Source organism: Mesorhizobium sp. WSM4845 (genome assembly GCF_055811455.1).
Map to the genome: position 1 here is coordinate 75,380 of NZ_JBVVQA010000002.1, position 15,761 is coordinate 91,140.

The 15,761-nt window shown below is 59.3% G+C and carries 15 protein-coding genes and 1 pseudogene; 15 read left to right on the plus strand and 1 reads right to left on the minus strand.

Annotated elements, in window-relative coordinates:
- The first annotated feature begins 130 nt into the window (after window positions 1–130).
- From AC0L2C_RS02605 to AC0L2C_RS02625, 5 genes are all read left to right on the plus strand, one after another.
- Window positions 131–1,171: an ABC transporter substrate-binding protein gene (locus tag AC0L2C_RS02605; RefSeq protein ID WP_287395077.1), complete on the plus strand. Its 1,041-nt coding sequence runs from the start codon at window positions 131–133 to the stop codon at window positions 1,169–1,171.
- A 28-nt stretch (window positions 1,172–1,199) separates the two neighbouring features.
- On the plus strand, window positions 1,200–2,237 hold the full coding sequence (locus tag AC0L2C_RS02610; protein ID WP_287238835.1) for an ABC transporter ATP-binding protein: 1,038 nt from the start codon (window positions 1,200–1,202) through the stop codon (window positions 2,235–2,237).
- Window positions 2,234–3,121, plus strand: a complete 888-nt coding sequence (locus AC0L2C_RS02615) for an ABC transporter permease (RefSeq protein WP_287238837.1) — start codon at window positions 2,234–2,236, stop codon at window positions 3,119–3,121. Before AC0L2C_RS02610 ends, AC0L2C_RS02615 begins: the two co-directional genes overlap by 4 nt.
- A gap of 85 nt (window positions 3,122–3,206) precedes the next feature.
- A complete protein-coding gene (locus tag AC0L2C_RS02620; RefSeq protein WP_473522630.1) occupies window positions 3,207–3,905 on the plus strand; it encodes an ABC transporter permease in 699 nt (232 codons plus the stop codon).
- A gap of 14 nt (window positions 3,906–3,919) precedes the next feature.
- Window positions 3,920–4,834 carry a phosphorylase family protein gene (locus tag AC0L2C_RS02625; RefSeq protein ID WP_287238842.1) on the plus strand — a complete coding sequence of 305 codons (915 nt, stop codon included), beginning with the start codon at window positions 3,920–3,922 and terminating at the stop codon, window positions 4,832–4,834.
- 35 nt (window positions 4,835–4,869) lie between these two features.
- On the opposite strand, the gene AC0L2C_RS02630 is transcribed toward AC0L2C_RS02625, so the two are convergent.
- On the minus strand, window positions 4,870–5,778 hold the full coding sequence (locus AC0L2C_RS02630) for an MBL fold metallo-hydrolase (protein ID WP_473522631.1): 909 nt from the start codon (window positions 5,776–5,778) through the stop codon (window positions 4,870–4,872).
- A 125-nt stretch (window positions 5,779–5,903) separates the two neighbouring features.
- Between AC0L2C_RS02630 and AC0L2C_RS02635 the strand changes: the two genes are divergently transcribed.
- From AC0L2C_RS02635 to AC0L2C_RS02680, 10 genes and pseudogenes are all read left to right on the plus strand, one after another.
- Window positions 5,904–6,488, plus strand: a complete 585-nt coding sequence (locus tag AC0L2C_RS02635; protein WP_287065171.1) for a biotin transporter BioY — start codon at window positions 5,904–5,906, stop codon at window positions 6,486–6,488.
- Between the two features lie 461 nt (window positions 6,489–6,949).
- Complete coding sequence (gene nusG, locus AC0L2C_RS02640; RefSeq protein WP_287246604.1) at window positions 6,950–7,477, plus strand: transcription termination/antitermination protein NusG; 528 nt, start codon at window positions 6,950–6,952, stop codon at window positions 7,475–7,477.
- Between the two features lie 139 nt (window positions 7,478–7,616).
- Window positions 7,617–8,936 carry a UDP-glucose dehydrogenase family protein gene (locus tag AC0L2C_RS02645; protein WP_128248010.1) on the plus strand — a complete coding sequence of 440 codons (1,320 nt, stop codon included), beginning with the start codon at window positions 7,617–7,619 and terminating at the stop codon, window positions 8,934–8,936.
- 39 nt (window positions 8,937–8,975) lie between these two features.
- Window positions 8,976–10,253 carry a sugar transferase gene (locus AC0L2C_RS02650; RefSeq protein ID WP_473522632.1) on the plus strand — a complete coding sequence of 426 codons (1,278 nt, stop codon included), beginning with the start codon at window positions 8,976–8,978 and terminating at the stop codon, window positions 10,251–10,253.
- A gap of 107 nt (window positions 10,254–10,360) precedes the next feature.
- Window positions 10,361–11,441 (plus strand): annotated as a pseudogene (gene gmd / locus AC0L2C_RS02655) (GDP-mannose 4,6-dehydratase); the annotation flags it as partial.
- A 30-nt stretch (window positions 11,442–11,471) separates the two neighbouring features.
- The gene (locus AC0L2C_RS02660; RefSeq protein WP_128248007.1) at window positions 11,472–12,245 is read left to right on the plus strand and encodes a glycosyltransferase family 2 protein; all 774 of its coding nucleotides are present in this window, start codon (window positions 11,472–11,474) and stop codon (window positions 12,243–12,245) included.
- Window positions 12,246–12,390: 145 nt separating this feature from the next.
- A complete protein-coding gene (locus AC0L2C_RS02665; RefSeq protein ID WP_128248006.1) occupies window positions 12,391–12,570 on the plus strand; it encodes a hypothetical protein in 180 nt (59 codons plus the stop codon).
- Window positions 12,552–13,823, plus strand: a complete 1,272-nt coding sequence (locus AC0L2C_RS02670; RefSeq protein WP_128248005.1) for a lipopolysaccharide biosynthesis protein — start codon at window positions 12,552–12,554, stop codon at window positions 13,821–13,823. The genes AC0L2C_RS02665 and AC0L2C_RS02670 overlap by 19 nt, the downstream gene beginning before the upstream one ends.
- A gap of 19 nt (window positions 13,824–13,842) precedes the next feature.
- Complete coding sequence (locus AC0L2C_RS02675) at window positions 13,843–14,625, plus strand: methyltransferase domain-containing protein (RefSeq protein WP_473522633.1); 783 nt, start codon at window positions 13,843–13,845, stop codon at window positions 14,623–14,625.
- A complete protein-coding gene (locus AC0L2C_RS02680; protein ID WP_353685252.1) occupies window positions 14,556–15,731 on the plus strand; it encodes a glycosyltransferase family protein in 1,176 nt (391 codons plus the stop codon). The genes AC0L2C_RS02675 and AC0L2C_RS02680 overlap by 70 nt, the downstream gene beginning before the upstream one ends.
- Window positions 15,732–15,761: the final 30 nt, after the last annotated feature.

Sequence of the window (15,761 nt, forward strand, 5' to 3'; positions counted from 1 at the left end):
ACATCCCGGTCAATCCGAACGCCCGTCGCAAGCAGCTTGACTCCTGCGTATTCAGATGCAATCGTAACGTTACGATTCCAAATAAATAGCCATTTCAGGCAATATTTGATCAAGTTGGGGAGGAGAACCTATGTCCTGGCTGCGCATTTCCTTAACAGCATTCACCATCTCGGCTGCCTTGCCCGTCCATGCGCAAACACTCACCATCACGACCGCAGGCGGCGATTATGGCAACGCCATGAAAGAGGCCATGTGGGGCCCTGCTGCACAAGAGCTTGGCCATGATGTTCGCGAGGAGACGCTGAGCGACGGCCTGGCCGCCTTGAAGATGCAGGTCACCTCGGGGGCAGTTGCGACCGACATTATCCACCTCGGCTCGCCGGAAGGCGCCCAGGCCGCCGCTCAGTCGCTGCTGGAGCCGCTCGACTACGAGATCATCGATGCCAAATCCGTGCCGGAGGGTGCCGCGTCCGACTACTGCTATCCGTTCGATTCCTATGGCACCGTCCTGTCGTGGAACACCAAGACCTATGGCGACAACCCGCCGAAGACCTGGGCCGAGTTCTGGGACGTTGCCAAATTCCCGGGCCGCCGCGCGTTGCGCGCCAATGCGCAGGACTCGATCGAGATCGCGCTTCTCTCCGATGGCGTGGCGCCGGCGGACGTCTATTCCGTGCTCAGCACGCCGGAAGGGCTGGAGCGCGCCATCAAGCGGCTTGAAGCGATCAAACCGGATGTCGCCGTGTGGTGGACCTCGGGAGCCCAGTCCGCGCAGCTGCTGAAGGATGGTGAGGCGGATCTGGTCGTTACCTGGAACGGACGCGCAGAGACTGTTAAAAAAGATGGCGGCGCGGCTGACTACACGTTCAAGGGTTCGGTCATCGGCACGGACTGCCTTGGGGTGCCGAAGGGCGCGCCGAACAAGGAAGCCGCCATGAAGCTCATCGCAGCGATGACGCAGCCGGCACGTGTTGCGAAGCTGACCGATTTCATCGCCTATGGCCCGGTCAATCCTGCGGCCTATGAGGGTGGCCTGATTCCCGAGGACCGTCTGAAGACGCTTGCGACGGCGCCTGAAAATGCCGGCACTTCGGTGTTTTCCAATTCGGAATGGTGGGTCAAGAACGGCGAGGCTGCCCAACAGGCCTTCGATGAGATGATGGCCCGCTGAGTCTCGGCTGACAAGGCTGGAGCAGATGATGAAGTCGCTCCCGATCACCATCGACAGCGTCAGCAAGGCTTACGGGTCCTACGTCGCACTGGATGATGTTTCGCTCGACATTCAAGCTGGCGAGTTCCTCACGCTGCTGGGGCCATCGGGATCGGGCAAGACCACGCTGCTCATGGCTCTGGCCGGTTTTGTCCGGCCGGATTCCGGCAAGCTGTTGTTGAGCGATCGCGACATCACCCGTCTGGCGCCCAACAAACGCGACATCGGCATCGTATTCCAGAATTACGCCTTGTTTCCCCACATGAACGTCCTGGCGAATGTCGCGTATCCGCTGGCGCTGCGCAAGACGCCGAGAGCGGAGGCGCGTCAGCGGGCGCTTGCCACCTTGGCCCGCGTCAAGCTGGATGGCCTGGCGGAGCGCAATGTTGCCGCACTGTCCGGCGGCCAGCGCCAACGGGTGGCGTTGGCGCGGGCTATCGTCTTCGAGCCGCGTGTGATGCTGATGGATGAGCCGCTGTCGGCGCTCGACAAGAATCTGCGCGAAACCATGCAGTACGAAATCCGGCGTCTGCACGATGATCTGGGCATCACCACAATCTACGTGACCCACGACCAGCGCGAGGCGCTGATCATGTCTGACCGGATTGCGGTGATGAATTTTGGCCGCATCCAGCAGATCGATACGCCGCAGCGGATCTATGATCGTCCATCGACCCGCTTCGTCGCCGAGTTCATGGGCGAGGCCAACATTGTGGCGCCGGGCTCGGTGCGCAGGATCGATGGCGCCGAAGCGTCACGCGAAACCCTGATGATTCGCGCCGAAAGCTTCCATCTTGATGCGAAGCTCGCCGGGGCAGACGCAGTGGCTCTCGAAGGAACACTGCGCGCCAAGGCGTTCCGCGGCGAGAACTGGCTTTTGACGCTGGCGCTCGACGGTGGCCAGGAGGTCCTTGTCTGCATTCCGGCAGCGCTGGCCGGCGGTTGCGCCGAGCTTGCCGCCGGTCAGCGGATGACCGCCTATGCACCAGCAGCGAAGATTCACGCGATACCGGGAGCGCTGGCGTGACCGTCACCGCGGATCCAGCGCTCTTGGCGGATGCGCGCCGCGAGCGGCGGTTTTTCCTTTCGCTTTCGCTGCCGGCGCTGATCATCGTTGGATTGGCGGCGATACTGCCCATCCTTTGGATCATCCGGCAATCTTTTTTGACCACAGGCGGTGAGTACACTGTCGGCAACTACGCGAAAGTGCTTTCGAGCGGACTGACATGGTCGGCGCTCGTCACCACCCTCGAACTGTCCCTCGGCACGCTGGCGATCTGCATTCTTCTGGGCACCCCGCTGGCGCTCGCCTTGGCCAGCGCCAGGCCAAGGGTGGCCAACGTGCTGATGGCCTTCGTCATGCTGCCGCTGTGGACCGCCATCCTGGTGCGCACCTATGGCTGGCTCGTGCTGTTGCGGCGTGATGGCCTGATCAACGCGGCTTTGACTGGTTCTGGCCTGACGGCGGAGCCTTTGCCGCTGGTCTATAACTTCACCGGAACGCTGATCGGCATGGTTCACTACATGCTGCCGATCTTCCTGCTGCCGGTTTATGCCGCGATGCGCGATATCGACCCAAACCTCGTTCGCGCGGCAGCGAGCATGGGAGCCACGCTCGGGCAGGTCATCCGCACCGTCATAATGCCGCTTTCGGCCGGCGGCATCTTCTCGGGCTCGGTCATCGTGCTCATCTATTCCATCGGTTTCTTCATCACGCCGGCGGTGCTTGGCGGCGGCAAGGTAAATCCTCTCTCTACCCGGATCGAGCGTGCGCTATCGACCTTTCAGGATTGGGGATCGGCGAGCGTCCTGGGCATTCTGCTCCTCGTTCTGATGGCGCTGATCGGTGTGATGCTACTGGCGGCACGCCGCCTGCTGGCCCAGAACGCAGCGGCAGCCTCCCATGCTTGAAGCCTATCCGCAAAACAGGCTCGCCCGTATCGTCCTGTGGAGCTTTGCTGCTCTGGTCATGGCATTTCTGATGTTGCCGACGCTCGTGGTGGTGCCGCTTTCGTTTTTGGCGTCCAGCCTCCTCGAGTTTCCGCCGCAAGCCTACTCGTTGCGCTGGTACGAGAACTTCTTCGGCTCGGCGACGTGGATGGCAGCGCTCAGGACCAGCCTGATCCTCGGGACATTGACGGCGCTGATCGCGGTGCCTTTTGCGCTGCTCGCCTGCATCTCGATGAATCGGCTGGGCGGCAAGACCGCGGCTTCCATCCAGGGCGTCCTGCTCACCCCCTCGGTCACCCCCGGAATCCTGCTGGCGATCGGCCTCTTCTTTGTGCTGGCGGCGCAACGTCTGGTCGGAACGCTGTTCGGTGTGCTGGTCGGACATGTGGTGCTGGCTGTTCCGGTGGCGTGCATTGTGTTGTTGCCGGCCCTGGCTCGCTTCGACTGGAACCAGGTTCAGGCGGCGCGCAGCCTCGGCGCGGACTGGGCCAGGGCCATTGGCGGAATAATCGTTCCGCAACTTCGGCTCAGCCTGTTGTCGGCGACCTTGATGGCCTTCCTGACGTCGCTCGATGAGTCCGTGATTTCGATCTTCGTCGCAAGTGGTCGCAACAGCACGATGCCGAAGCTCATGTTCATCTCGCTGCGCGATCAGATCGATCCGACCATTGCGGCGATCTCGACATTGTGGACCGCTATTGTTGTGGTCGTCGTCGTGATCGTGGCCGTTCGCCAAAAATCCTGACCGAGACTGGAAGCATGCCCCAAAATCATCACGCGGCCGGTGCTCCGGCGGATCAATCGACTGACATCCCTCAGGTTGGCTTGGCCGTCATCACCGGGTCGGCAAACTGGGGGCTTGCCTTCCCGGAAGATGTCGGAGTCGAGGGCGTGCGCACGCTGCGGCGCGACATGAGTTTTGAAACGCCTTTCGGTCGTTCCGACAACTGGAAGTTGCTCGAGTTCGATGCCTCGATTTCAGCCGAAGGCAGAGCAAAGCGGGCGTTGTGCATGTATTCGCACGGCAATCCCCGCGACCATATCGACCATTCCTGCCATCGCCGCGCGTTCTGGGTGTTGATGCAAGCGGGGGTGCGGCAAGTCCTCGCCTGCTCGACCGTTGGCGCCGTCAACAAGGCGATCCAACCCGGCGACATGGTGGTGCCCGCCGATATCATCGAACTGACGCAGACCCCGTTTTCACTGCTTCCGGATCGCCAGAGTTTTGACTGTTCGGGCAAGCAGATCGTATGCCCAAGATGTGCGGCGGTTCTGGTCGAAACGGCCCGCCGCCAGTGGCCATCCCGCGTCCATGGCATCGAACAGCAGCTGGTGGCTGCCCATTGCTATGGGCCGCGGCTGACAACGCCCGCCGAGGCTTTGGCGTATCGCGGCATGGGGGCGGATGTGCTCAACCACTCCATCGGCCCCGAGGCGACCCTGGCGCGCGAGATCGGCGCCTGCTTCGTGCCCTGTGCGTTCGTCACGGCGGGCTTTAACGACTATATGGACCGCAACCGCCAGAAATTGCTGCAGGAGGACGTGCTGCCCAATCTCTCGATGACAGCCTCGCTTGTCGCGCTGGAGACCGCCGCGCGACTTCCGGTCAATCCGCAATGCTCTTGCCAGGGTCTGAAGTCGCCTCAACCGGAAGAGCGTTCCAGCCGGTTCTGAGCTTTCAGGAGCGGAGTGCGCGTTCTGGCGGGAGCTTAGCCAGGCAGGCTGAAAATGCCGTCGACATCAGGGTCGCCGTCGGTGCTCACCAGGCCGCGCCCCACCAGGTCCTCGAGATGGGCAAGCACCGACAGCGCGGCCGCGCCGTGCAGGCGCGGGTCGGTATCCCGATAGATCGCCGCGACCATCTCCTTGATCGTCCGGTCGCCGCTTCTGATCCGCTCCAGGATCGCTTGCTCGCGCATCCTGCGATGCGTCTTCAACGCGCGCATGAAGCTGCGCGGCGCCGTCACCGGCCCGCCATGGCCGGGCAGCAGCAGGCGGTCGTCGCGCTCGATCAGCCGCTCCAGCGAGGCCATATAGTCGGCCATGGCGCCGTCCGGCGGCGCAACGATGGAGGTCGCCCAGGCCATGACATGATCGGCCGAGAACAGGGTACCGGTTCCTTCCAGCGCAAAGGCTGCATGATTGGCGGTATGGCCCGGGGTCGGCACCGTTCTGATCGCCCAGCCGTCGCCGTCGACCACCATATCGTCGGCAAGCGCGATATCCGGATTGAAGGCGGTGTCGGCGCTGGCGTCGAGCGGGTTGATTTCGCCTATGCGCAGCGGCCTCGCCGGCCGATGCGGACCCTCGGCCAGGACAATCGCACCGGTGTGCTGCTTCAACCGCGCTGCCAGCGGAGAATGGTCGCGATGCGTGTGGCTGACGAAAATGTGGCTGACCGGCCTGTCTGCGATCACCTCGAGCAGTGTCTTGAGATGCGCCTCGTCATCCGGCCCGGGATCGACCACCGCCAGCGTCTCGCGCCCGACGATGTAGCTGTTGGTGCCGTAGAATGTGAACGGGCTGGGATTTTTCGCGGTGATCCGAACCACGTCAGGCGCAACCTTCACGCCCTGGCCGTAGGCCGGGTCGAAGTCTGTGTCGAATTTCAGCGCCATGGCAGTTCAGCCCTGTTCCAGAGGCGGCAAAACCGATGTCGGCAAAACCGATTGCCGCATAACACGGAAGCCAATATAGGAAAACGCAAGGCCGCGATCTGCGGCAGTCCGCAATGAGGAAGACCATGGCAATTGCAACGACGCCGCTTGTTTCTCTCGCTCTGCCTGAAAAGGGCGCGGCCCGCCTGGCGACGCAGCTTTTACTGGCGATCGTTGGAACACTGGTGCTGACCTTGTCGGCCAAGACCAGGGTTTTGCTCGGACCGGTCGACATCTCGATGCAGACCCTGGCCGTGTTCCTGATATCAGCTGCATTCGGCATGCGCCTCGGCGTCGCCACGCTGCTTCTCTACATGGCGGAGGGCGCGATGGGCTTGCCGGTCTTCCAGGGCACGCCGGAAAAGGGCATCGGCCTTGCCTACATGCTCGGCTCGACCGGCGGCTATCTTGCCGGCTTCGTGGTCATGGCGGCGATCGTTGGCTGGGCCGCCGATCGTGGCTGGGATCGCCATCCGGTCAAGCTTTTCAACGCGATGCTGGTTGCCGAAATCGTCATGATGGCGATGGGCTTTGCCTGGCTGGCGCTGCTCATCGGCCCGGAAAAGTCATGGCAGTTCGGCGTCGTGCCGTTCATCGTCGGCGATCTGATCAAGGTCGGCCTGGCGGCGAGCCTTGTGCCGGCCGTCTGGTCGCTGCTCAAACGCTCCTGAACTCTGGTCGACAGATCGGGCGCGGCACTGATCGAGCACGCAACCACAGATCGTGGAATGGGTCCCGTTTCAGCGACGGCCTGCCTCGAGTTCTCGTCAAAGCAAGCCGCCGCCAAGCGGTCGGTAACACTTTGCTAACGACACCGTCACACTATGTTCAAATCGACTGATTAAGGACCAGAAGAGCCAGCGGTTCGTCGCGAGTCAGCGTAACCAGGCAGCTACATATCGACACAATTGCTCGATACCGCTGCTGGATAGCTAAAAAAGAAAGCGGCGCGATGACTTTTAGGCGCAGCTAAAGTAGTGGACAATTAACAGGATTCGACCAACCGCATCGATTCTCGCGATATGGTTGCTTGCTGGTATCTTGGCGCTGTCGTAACGCTTGCCCCGACCGTGCCAGACCGCCGAGAAGGATACTTGTGATCACCTCGAAAAAAACAACTGTTAAGGCGACTGTGTTGCCACAGCGGCCCGCAACCGGCGCCGCAGCGCGCTGGTATGCCGCCAGCGTTTTTCCGGGAAAAGAAGACGTCGCCGAACGGCATCTCCGGATACAGGGTTTTCGCCCGTTTATCCCTCGCTGCGAGAGGACCATTCGTCATGCCCGGCGCGTCGAGACGCGACCGGCAGCCTATTTTCCAGGTTACATGTTCATCGCCCTCGATGTCGCGCTGCAGCGGTGGCGCTCGGTCAACGGGACGTTCGGTGTGCGCTCCCTCATCATGCAGGGCGAGCGGCCATTGCCGGTCCCGTCGGGGCTGGTGGAGCGGTTCATTGCCCTGACCGACAAGGACGGCTTGCTTGATTTCAGTGGAGGCCTTACTGCGGGCGCTTCGGTTCGGATTCTTTCGGGCCCTTTCGCGGAGATGATCGGTCGCCTTGACCGGCTCGATCCGGCTGGAAGGGCCCGGGTTCTGGTTGCCATCATGAATGGCGAGATCCCTGTCGACCTGGATTCAAGGGAACTCGTCGCGATCGCGTAGCGCCACCATCAAGGCGGCGCGGTATGTAAATTGTTATGGTATCCGCTCTCGGGATTCACCCGGGAGTGCGGTAGCCGTCGGTTGGTAAGACTCGCGCTCTGCGAGATCGTCTCATCCGCGCCGATTGGGAGTACGTGGCATGCGAATAACAATGATTGGCGCCGGCTATGTCGGGCTTGTCTCGGGCGCCTGTTTCGCCGACTTTGGCCATCAGGTCTGCTGCATTGATCGCGATCCAGAAAAGCTTGCCATGCTCAAGGGCGGCAAGATACCAATCTATGAGCCAGGGCTCGAGGAACTTGTCACGACCAACGCTTTGCAAGGTCGCTTGCGTTTCGACGACAATCTGGCGGATGCGGTTTCTAAATCGGATGTCGTCTTCATTGCCGTGGGCACGCCGTCGCGACGTGGCGACGGTTTTGCCGATCTATCCTTTGTTTATGACGCGGCGGCCGAAGTAGGCCGGGCGCTGAAGGGATTTACGGTCGTTGTGACGAAATCGACGGTGCCTGTTGGTACTGGTGACGAGGTCGAGCGAATTATCCGCGAGCAGAATCCAACGGCCGATTTTGCGGTGGTCTCCAATCCGGAATTTCTTCGCGAGGGATCGGCGATCGACGATTTCAAGCGGCCTGATCGCATCGTTGTCGGGACCGACTCGACAGCGGCCAAGGCAGTGATGGGCGAGGTCTACCGTCCGCTCTCGCTGAATGCCGCGCCGATTTTCTATACGAGCCGACGTACGGCGGAGCTTACCAAATATGCAGGGAATGCATTTCTGGCGATGAAGATCACCTTCATCAACGAAATTGCCGATCTCTGCGAGCGGTTGGGAGCCGATGTGCAGGACGTCGCGCGGGGCATCGGCATGGACAATCGCATCGGCGCAAAGTTTCTTCACGCCGGGCCTGGCTACGGCGGCTCCTGTTTCCCGAAAGATACGCTGGCGCTGGTCAAGACCGCGCAGGACGCGGCAAGTCCCATCCGGCTTATTGAAACGACGGTCTCGATAAACGACCAGCGTAAACGGGCAATGGCGCGCAAAGTGGTCGATGCCTGCGGGGGCTCGGTTCGCGGCAAGACCATTGGCGTCCTCGGCCTTACGTTCAAGCCAAACACCGACGATATGCGCGACGCCCCCTCATTAGCCATCATTCAGGCGCTCAAGGATGCGGGCGCTTCGATCAAGGCGTATGACCCGGTCGGCATGGAGCAGGCGCGCAAGCTGATCGACGGCATTGAATTCGGGGACAGCGCCTACGCGGTAGCCGACGGCTCCCATGCGATAGTGATCGTCACCGAGTGGAATGCCTTTCGGTCATTGGATCTCAAGCGGCTCCGTGCACTCATGGCGATGCCAGTGATGGTTGACCTTCGCAACGTTTACCGAGGTGAGGATGTCGTGAAGGAAGGCATAGCCTATTCGAGCGTTGGCCGAGAGCGGCATCTTGTCAGGTGAATGTCAGGTTTTCGTGGGACCCGGTTCGCGAGTGGCAATTTGAACACCACCACCATCCAACTGCCCAATCGCAGGCATCTCCTGCTTCGGATGCGGTTTCAGCTGCTTGGCGGATTGATATTCGCCATTCTGCTGCCGGCTCTCATCAGGATGTCGGTCGATCCCCACGTAATCTGGTCATCGAACATGCAGGCCACCATTTTTGCGGCATTCGTCGCTCATACCACGGGTTACATGCTTTACAAGCGGATCGGCAACTTCCCCGGCGTCGCCGCGGCTGGCTACATCTTTCCCACATTCGCCCTGACCTACGGCCTTGTGTTCGTGACCATCTTCTTTTTCAGGTTCGATTATAGTCGATTTCAAGCGGCAGCCAGCTTCATCCAATCGACCTTGTGGTATTTTGGCTTGAGCCTAGCCACGCGGCGGATGGACTCATACCGGCTTGCCATAATTCCGGGAGGGGATGTCGACCGGCTGCAGAGCATCGAAGGTGTGAGCTGGCACAGAGTTAATTCGCCCAACACAATTGTCGAGTATGCCAGCGGCGTGGTTGCTGATCTGCGGGCCGATCTTTCCGATGAGTGGGAGCGATACATCGCCGACCGCGCGCTGTCGGGAACGCCAGTCTATCATGTGAAACAAATAAGAGAATCGCTCACAGGCCGTGTTGAAATCGAGCATTTGTCTGAGAATACATTGGGGTCGTTGAATCCAAATCAGGCCTATCTGAAAATGAAACAGGCAATAGACTGGTTGTCTGCCTTGTTTGTGCTTGCTGTGTTCTCGCCATTACTAGTGTTTTTGGTGATTGCCATAAAGATCGATTCACCCGGACCTGCGCTATTTAGACAGAAGCGAATGGGCTACCGGGGAAATCCGTACGAGGTCTATAAATTCAGAACGATGAAGCTCGGTCGCGCTTCCAATGACGAGAAGGAAGAGGCTATTACGAAGATTGGCGACGCGCGCATCACTCGTGTCGGGCGTTTTTTGAGAACGTCCAGGATCGACGAGTTGCCGCAGGCTATCAATATATTGCGCGGCGAAATGAGCTGGATCGGGCCACGCCCGGAAGCACTCGTACTCTCCAACTGGTATGAGGCCGAGCTGCCGTTCTATCGATACCGGCATATCGTCCGGCCTGGCATCACTGGATGGGCGCAAGTCAATCAAGGTCATGTCGCGGCGGTAAGCGACGTTCTGGAGAAGCTTCACTACGACTTCTACTACATCAAAAACTTCTCCCCGTGGCTCGACGTGCTGATCGTATTTCGGACCATCCGGACCATGCTGACAGGGTTTGGCGCGCGTTGATAAAGCGGCAACCCGCACATCTCCAGTTTTTGAATGGGTATTGTAATGTCTAAAGACACGCTGATCAGCGTTGAGAAATATCGTCGTATCGACCTTGGAGAAGCACAATGACCAGAAAAACCGCCCTTATCACCGGCATCACCGGCCAGGATGGCGCCTATCTGGCGGAACTTCTCTTGGCAAAGGGCTATGACGTCCATGGCATCAAGCGACGGTCCTCGTCGTTCAACACCGGTCGCATCGACAATCTCTACCAGGATCCGCATGAGAAGGACGTAAGGCTGTCGCTGCACTATGGCGACATGACCGACGCCACCAACCTCATCCGTATCGTCCAGGAAGTTCAGCCAGACGAGATCTACAATCTCGCCGCGCAATCGCATGTCCAGGTGAGCTTCGAGACCGCGGAATATACCGCGAATGCCGACGCGATCGGCACATTGCGTCTCCTCGAAGCAGTCCGGCTGCTTGGCCTGACAAAAAAGACGCGTTTTTACCAGGCATCGACTTCCGAGCTCTACGGCAAGGTGCAGGAAATCCCGCAGCGGGAGACGACGCCTTTCTATCCTCGGTCGCCATATGCGGCGGCAAAGATCTATGCCTACTGGATCACCGTGAATTACCGCGAAGCTTACGAAATTCATGCTTCCAACGGCATCCTGTTCAATCACGAAAGCCCGATGCGCGGCGAGACCTTCGTTACCCGCAAGATTACGCGTGCGGCGGCTGCAATCAGCCTCGGTCTTCAGGACAAGCTTTATCTCGGTAATCTGTCGGCTGAACGGGATTGGGGCCATGCCCGCGATTACGTCGAAGGCATGTGGCGAATTCTTCAGCATGACGTGCCAGACGACTACGTTCTTGCAACCGGGGTGAAGAACTCGGTCCGCCGTTTTGTCGAGCTTGCATTCAGCGAGGTGGGGACTGAGATTGAGTGGGTCGGTTCCGGCGTCGACGAAAAAGGCATCGACGCGAAATCGGGCGCCGTTCTGGTCGAGGTGGACCCGCGCTATTTCAGACCGACAGAAGTAGAGCTTCTGATCGGCGACGCCTCGAAAGCGGAGCGCGTTCTAGGGTGGAAGGCGACAACGTCGCTCGCCACGATGGTCCAGGAGATGATCCAGTCCGACCTCGAAACGGTAAGGCGGGAATCCGAACATCGGCGCCTGGACGAGGATCGCATTCGCGTGGCGGCACAGTAGTGAAGTTTGGGTCGGTATGAAAATCTCTGTCTTGACCGTCTGTTGGAACTCGGCGGCGACGATCCGGCATTCGGTCGACAGCTTCCTGGCCCAGGATCATGGCGACAAGGAACTGGTGGTCATCGACGGGAATTCGTCGGACGAGACGTTGTCAATTGTCCGGTCTTACCCTCCGGACCAGATCCGGCTGATCAGCGAGCCCGACAGCGGAATGTATGATGCACTCAACAAGGGGCTGGGTCTCTATACCGGAGACGCGGTAGGCGTGCTGAATTCAGACGATTGCTTTCACGATCGCACAGCGCTGCGACGGATATCCGCAGGGCTCGAAACAGCCGACATCGTGCATGGTGACCTGGATTTTGTCGAAGACCATCTGGGCAAGCGGGTCGTACGCCGTTGGCGTGCTGCGGCCCGACCCGCCAAGGGCTTTCGGACCGGATGGATGCCCGCCCATCCAACCTTCTACGTCAGGCGGAAGGTTGCGGACGCGGTCGGTCCATTCGATCTCAGCCTCAAAGTGGCATCGGATTATGATTGGATGTTGAGAGCTGTTGAACTCCACGGATTCCAGACCGCTGCGACCGGCCACGTGTTGGTGGACATGATGGTTGGTGGGGCCAGCACGCGAAGCCTTGCTTCCCACATCGGGCACAACCTGGAAGCGCTGCGGGCACGCCGCCGCTGGCTCGGATCAGGTCCTCTTGACTACGCGCTCGTTGCCAAGCCAATGCGCAAACTCGGACAATTTTTCTCAAAGCCGCACTCTGGCAAGGATCATCTCGCTTAGATGCCGCAATCTCGGTTGCGGGTCGTCGAGGCGGGCGGCTCATTGAGCACTATGGCGCGGAATGCCTAGCGGGTGTGCCCCGAGATGTATATGCATCGGGACATGCGACTACCGAGTCTCGCGATTCACGGTGGCGTTGCCACCGATGGATAAGCCCAAGAAAAAGCCGATCGGAGCTTATTTCCTGAACCTCATTGCGGAGCTGTCTAGCGCGGGAAATTGGCTCTCCCCGACCGTTCCGCCGTTTGCCGGCCAGGCTTTGTCTCAGGCAAAAATTGTCCCCCTTTTAATACTTGGCGGTTCGGAATGTTTAAAAGCATCCTGACCGTCCTGTCAGGTTCGGTTGTAGCGCAACTTATTGCAATTGCAGTTCTCCCAGCCTTGACGCGTTTATACGATTCGGAATCGTTTGGCCGATATCAGATCTATTTGTCCATAATGAACGTGGCGATCATGTTCTCCGCGTTTCGCTACGAGGTCGCGATTTTGGGAGCAAGATCAGGCAGGGTTTTGGACAACCTGCTGAAGTTCACGTTTCGACTGTGCATTTTGACCGGGGTGGCGGGTTTTCTTGTCGCCGGCGTGGTCGATCTGTTGATCCCAAGTGGCGCTTCGCCTCTGCGGGACATTATTTTTATCGTGCCCGGCGCGATGATTGTCGCTGGCATCTATCAAATGCTGGCCTTTCTGCCGATCCGCGAGCGCAATTACGGTCTCAGCGCCCGCTCGAAGATCTCGCAATCGGTAGGCTTTTCGATCAGCGCGCTCGGCTGCGCGGTCTTGCCTTTCTTTGGAATCGGCCTCGTCCTGGCCGACGCGTTCGGAAGAATTGTTGGAAGTGTCGCTATTTTGCGCGGGAGCGGCAAGCTCTGGCGGACCCTGGTCTCTCCCATCTCCGTTGCAACGATGAGACTTACGGCGGTTCGCTTCAAGAAGTATGGTTTTCTCACATTCCCGGGGGCGCTCTTGTCCGCGCTTAGCGCGGCCGTTGCGCCATTCGCCTTTCTGGCGCTGTTCGATCTCAACGTCGCGGGGCAGTATGCACTCGTCGAACGGTTCATCCTGATGCCCGTCGCGATCATCGCGCTGGCCATTTCGCAGGTCTTTACCGGTGAATTCTCGACACTTTATCGTACTGACAAGCAAGGTTTGAACAAAGCATTTCGACGTTCGCTCCTCTACCTTCTTGCTGTCGGCCTGGTGCCAACGCTCATTGGAATGGTGCTGTCGGCAAGCGTCGTCCCCCTCGTCTTCGGCGCCGACTGGGCATTGGCGGGCAAGCTTTGCGCCATCGGATTTCCGATCGCCTATGTGCGTTTCGTAGCCATTGCGCTGACGATGACTCTTGTCGTTGTCGACCGTCAGTCGCTTCAGTTCACCTGGGAGTTGAGTCGGTTTATTTTCACCCTGTTTGTTTTCGGCTGGCTCAGCTGGGTGGGCGTCGGCAATCCGACAACTGTCATGATCTGGTACGGTGTAGCCACTGCCGTCAGCTACGCTCTTCACCTTGCATTCTGCGACCGCGCAACGAGAGCGGTAAGCCTGCAGGCAGAAAAGGGCGAACGGGTCCTGGCATGAGGCTTAGGGTAGCAAAGTAATGCTGTCTCCCAGTAAAACTGTTGGCAGGAAAGGTGGTGCGGTGGTTCTCAAGAGATTTATCGGCTGGAACAGGAGCGCCGCCGCCTGGCTCGAACGCCGCTTTCCCGGAATTTTTGGCGCGCCGTCCTACAAAGCGGAGCTCGAACGTCGTATTGCGGACGACATTGCGCGCCGCAGCCCATCGGCGATCCTTGAGGTCGGTGGGATCGACCGGCCGCTTCTGGAGCGGGGTAAGGGCTTCACTTATATCGGTCTCGACATCGAGGAAAAGCCAGACTGCTATCGCATCTATGATCGTTTCGTTGTGCAGTCCATCGAGCAGCCTGTCGAGGTTCAAGCAGACATGCTCATTTCGATCACATTGATGGAGCATGTACCGGACAACAGGGGGGCGGCGCGTTCGATGTTTTTGGTGCTAAGACCAGGTGGCGTGATGCACCACTATATCCCGTCGAAGTGGCACCCCTATTCGGTAGCGTTGCGGCTCGTCGGACCCGTTATGCAAAAATGGCTGATTCCCTACCTTAGGCCGGCTGCAGTCGGTGTTACTGGCTACCCGGCCTTCTTCGACCACTGCTCTCCCTCTGATATGGCGAAGGTGTTTCGCAGCCAAGGCTTCGTCCAGGTAGACGCCAAGCCATTTTACCGTGCCAGCGATTATTTTGCTTTCTTCCTGCCGGCCTACGTTTCCGTCGCTCTGTTCGAGAATCTTTGCGCGGCCCTGAACTGGCGCATCTTCTGTTCCGGTTTTGTCATCAGCGCGACAAAACCCGCCCGCTAGCTACACACCAGATCAATAAGAACGGCGCCATGCAAATTTTTCAAAACTCCGGGATCGCCTCAAGCTATCGACCCCGACTTGCCGGTCTCGTCGCGGAGATCAGCGGGTTCGAACAGCAAAAGGACGTGTTCTTGAATGATCGTTACGGCGCAGCACATATTCTTTTGCCGGTACTCGGCCGTCATCCAGAGGCGTTCTTTACGAATGGCGACGACGAATCGCTGCAGCGGGCTTGGGCACGCGAAAACGGGCTTGGTCCAGACACGCCGCTGGCCGATATCCTTCTTGCCCAGATCGAGCATCACAAGACGGATGTCTTCTACAATCTCGACCCATTTCGCTACGACGCCGCTTTTGTGAGCCGCTTACCTGGGCACGTGAAGCGAAAGATTGCCTGGCGAGCCGCACCAGGCAAGATTGACTTTTCCGGCTATGATCTCGTGCTTTGCAATTTTCCGTCCATGCGACAGCTTTGGGAGGAGCAGGGCGCCAGGACCGCTCACTTCTTCCCGGCTCACGATCCGGAACTCGACAGTGTGGCCGCGAATCGCAACAGGGACATCGATGTCCTTTTCTTCGGCGGCTACAGCCGCCATCACCAGCGCCGAAGGCAGATATTGGAAGCTGTCGCACGTCTTGCTAGCCGCCGCCGCGTTGTTTTCCATTTGGACCTGTCCCGCTACACGCCACTCGCCGAGACGCCGCTTGGCTGGTTCGGTCCTCTGAAAGCGGTACGCCGCCCGCGTGCGATCCGCAACGTCAGCGCTCCCCCTGTGTTCGGACGCGCTATGTATGAACAGCTTGGAAGAGCCAAGGTCGTGGTCAATGCCTCGATCGACATGGCAGGCCCTGACCGTGGCAACATGCGCTGTTTCGAAACGATGGGAGCTGGGGCTCTACTGGTCTCTGATTCCGGTATCTATCCCGCACCGATGCGTGATGGTGAAACCATGGCCGTCTATGAGCAGCCGCAGGACGCAACGGAAAGAATCGAACGGCAATTGAATGATGGAAGTTGGGACGCGATCGGTTCGGCCGGGCACCGCGCGATTCGTGAAGAATATAGCAAGAAGCGACAATTTGAGCGGTTTCTCGAGCTGGTATAGCGGAATGATTCGATCGCCGAACCGCCTACC